4 protein-coding genes are annotated in these 3,340 nt (G+C 58.5%); all 4 read right to left on the minus strand.

What is annotated here, in order from left to right; translation table 11 throughout:
- On the minus strand, positions 1 to 857 hold an 857-nt coding region (locus Q0C48_RS13815; protein WP_291525325.1), incomplete at its 3' end, for a DHH family phosphoesterase.
- An 84-nt stretch (positions 858 to 941) separates the two neighbouring features.
- Complete coding sequence (locus Q0C48_RS13820; RefSeq protein ID WP_291525327.1) at positions 942 to 1,907, minus strand: hypothetical protein; 966 nt, start codon at positions 1,905 to 1,907, stop codon at positions 942 to 944.
- On the minus strand, positions 1,907 to 3,037 hold the full coding sequence (gene thrC / locus Q0C48_RS13825) for a threonine synthase (protein WP_031571334.1): 1,131 nt from the start codon (positions 3,035 to 3,037) through the stop codon (positions 1,907 to 1,909). The genes Q0C48_RS13820 and thrC overlap by 1 nt, the downstream gene beginning before the upstream one ends.
- 43 nt (positions 3,038 to 3,080) lie before the next feature.
- Positions 3,081 to 3,340: ACT domain-containing protein (locus Q0C48_RS13830; RefSeq protein WP_291525331.1), on the minus strand; the 260-nt coding region annotated here is incomplete at its 5' end.

The following is a 3,340-nucleotide window of genomic DNA, read 5'->3' on the forward strand; positions in this document are numbered from 1 at the left end:
CGAGAGACCTTGTACAGGGCACGCCACACAGGTCGCGCCTCCGGTACGTTCATCAATGCGAGGCCGCGTGTCAGAACCGCACGATTATTCGCCGAGCGGGCCAGATCAACACAATCCGCCATGGTTCCCAGCGCAACCAGGTCGAGGAGACCGCCCAGACGGGGCGCATTGGCCGGAAGGTGCCCCCAGTCGATGAGCTTTTGCCGTACCGCGCAGCAGAGTAGCCAGGCCACATGCACGCCCGCGATGTAGGGATCGGCAAAGCCTGAATCCGTGCGGACGGGATTGACACAGGCGATGGCGGCGTGCGGCGGGCCTTGCTCTGGAACCCCATGGTGGTCCGTCACTATTGTCGTCAGACCATGATCGCGGAGCTTCTCGATGCGATCATGGTCCGAACTGCCCTGGTCCGCAGTAATGACAAGTGCAGGACGCGGTGCCGAGTCCAGAATCCGCTGGGTGACGCTTTCCGATACGCCATACCCTTCCCGCAGGCGATGGCCGATGTAGCTGTGTATCCGGTGTTCGGGCACACCGAAGTAGTCACGCAACGAAAACTTCAGCACCGCGTGCCCGGACGCTCCATCACAGTCGAAGTCCGACAGCAGAATCAACGGCAACCCTTGTTTCACAGCCCTTGCTACAGCCTCAGCGGCGACGTTGATGTCGGGTAAACGGTCTGGTGGATCGAGCGCACTCAGCGGCGGGCGCACAAGCAATCCCACCCTTCCCGCATCCTCATCACCCAATCGACCGGCGATGATACGCGATTGGAGTGGCGTATAACCAGCCGCTACTGCCGCATTAAAAACATCTTGTGACAATGGCCTGTCGATGATTTTTATGGGTTCTGGCATCACGCGCTACTCTTGTTCTGATTGACTCCGTGCAACTTATCGCGCTCCTTTGACCACGCCCGCCTCGGGTATTTTCACAGCCATTCACCAGACTCCCGGAAGCGCATGACCCGGTCGGGCTAGCCTGCGCCAGAAGCGCCAGCGATCAGCACTGCGCAGGGTCAGTCGCTCCACCCCACCATGGGCGAGCACGCCGGTCAAACATTGCAGAGTTCCACCCCGGCGCCAGAAGTTTTGCAGGGCAGGATGCAGCGCCGCGAATGATTTTGCGGCATCGGGATACAACCAGGCTCCGGACCAGACCCAGAGCAGATTATCGGGAAGATTACCGGCTGCCTGCAGTGCTTTGGGATAAGCGAGCGGTAACCCAAGCCAGGCAGCAGCGGCCTGCAGATAATCGGCCTCCGCCGCCAAACTTTGCCACTTGGTCAGCGGACGCTGTTCCGGCAAGCAACCCTCCCCCCAGGCCCAGAACAAACACCAGGATTCCATTCCCACTGCATGGATATCCTGATTGACGGGATGGGCCGCCAGAAACATCTGCAATTCATTGAGAAAGGCATTCCAGCGCCGGGCATCCGCCCCGGTGACCTGCAAAGCCAGAGGCTCACGGCCCCACACCTGTTCCGGATCAGGACAGTGCAGATCGGGACTTGTACTGCTCAGCACATACCAGCGCCGCGCTCCACGCTTTAAAATCCAGGGTGTTTCTGCCAAAAATTCGACCGCAGCGTCAAACAACGCCACCGCATCACTTTCTTCCAGACCCGGCAACGGCTGCAATACCGCCCGCCCTGCCTGACCGCGAAAAGCTACCGGCTCCAGAGCAATGACCCAATGTCCGGCGGTATTTATCCCTTCGGCTTCTGCCAGGAGCGCCGCCGCCGGGAGTGCTCCGGCAAATCCCAGCAAACGACCGGCCACTTCCAGAGAAGATTCCGCTACCAATCGGGTGCGCTGCCCACGCCCCCAGTAGCGCGGTAATACTGCGCCCAGGTCCTCCTCCGGCATGCCGTGCAACCCCGACAGCCAGAGGCAGACATCGGCCATCAGCGATCCAGTATGGCGCGCTGTACCGCATCCAGAGTGGCATTGACGGTCACCACCTCGCCGCCCTGGGAAATGGCCGTGTCGGGATCCTTGAGACCATGTCCGGTAAGCGTACAAACCACCGTAGCCCCCGCCTCGATTTTTCCGGCGCGGGCAGCAGCAACAACGCCCGCCACCGAAGTGGCGGAGGCAGGCTCACAAAACACGCCTTCAAATTTGGCTAACCAGCGCTGGGCTTCGAGGATTTGAGCATCGCTGTGGCTGCCAAACCAGCCACCACTTTCTTCCTGCACCCGATGCGCCTGATCCCAGGACATGGGATGCCCGATACGAATGGCCGTCGCAATGGTTTCCGGATTTTTCACAAACTCACCGGCCATAAACGGCGCGCTGCCCTCTGCCTGAAAACCGAGCATCTTCGGACGTTTTCCGGGTTTGCCATGACCATAGCGACACACCCCGTTGCAGAATTTGCAGGCCGTGGTCAACACCTGAGAGACATCAGCACGGCCATCGGTGGCTTCGCAATAACCCATCCAGTGCGCGGTAATATTACCCGCATTACCTACTGGCAATACGTGATAATCAGGCGCCTCGCCCAAGGCCTCGATAATTTCAAAGGCAGCGGTTTTCTGTCCCTGCAGACGGTAGGGGTTCACGGAATTGACCAGGGTAATGGGCGCATTGGCAGCCACTTCCTGCACAATCTGCATGCCTTCGTCAAAATTGCCGCGAATTTGCAAGACCAACGCGCCGTGCATCATGGCCTGAGATAACTTGCCCAAAGCAATTTTCCCTTCCGGGATCACCACAAAAGCCTGCATTCCGGCCCGCGCAGCATAGGCCGCTGCAGCCGCAGAAGTATTTCCCGTAGAAGCGCAGATGACCATCTCACTGCCATCTTCCTTGGCCTTGGTCACCGCCATGGTCATGCCCCGATCCTTGAAAGAACCGGTGGGATTCAGCCCTTCGAATTTGAGAAACAAGCGGATATCCACCCCCAATTGGCGCGGAAGATTCAGACATTCGATGAGCGGTGTATTCCCCTCACCGAGGCTGACTGCCTGGGTATCCGGGGCCAGAGGCAAAAAATCACGGTAACGATCAATAATACCGGTGTAACGCGTCATGACTAATTCCTGAAGCAATAAAAAATGGATTCGGAAAGCGGATTCACTGTTCGGCCAGACTTTCGACACGCAGCCGTAAAACGGGACGAGCCACTACCGGAAGGGCTTCAATCCGGCGGATAGCCTGCTCCAGATCGCCTTCACGGCAACGGTGCAGCAACAGAACGATAGGAACCGTATCGGCTTCCGGCGATTCTTTTTGCAGCAAAGCCTCAATGGAAATCTGGTGTTCCGCCAGCATGGTCGCCACCTGGGCTAAAACACCAGCACGATTATGGGCATGAATGCGCAAATAGTAAGCGC

The organism is Acidithiobacillus sp., from assembly GCF_023255755.1.
In the GTDB taxonomy this organism is placed as follows: domain Bacteria; phylum Pseudomonadota; class Gammaproteobacteria; order Acidithiobacillales; family Acidithiobacillaceae; genus Acidithiobacillus.

Bases quoted from the DNA above. Each gene is read 5' to 3' on its own strand.
- Q0C48_RS13820 (WP_291525327.1), bottom strand. From the start codon at position 1,907: ATGGCCGATGTCTGCCTCTGGCTGTCGGGGTTGCACGGCATGCCGGAG.
- thrC (WP_031571334.1), bottom strand. From the start codon at position 3,037: ATGACGCGTTACACCGGTATTATTGATCGTTACCGTGATTTTTTGCCT.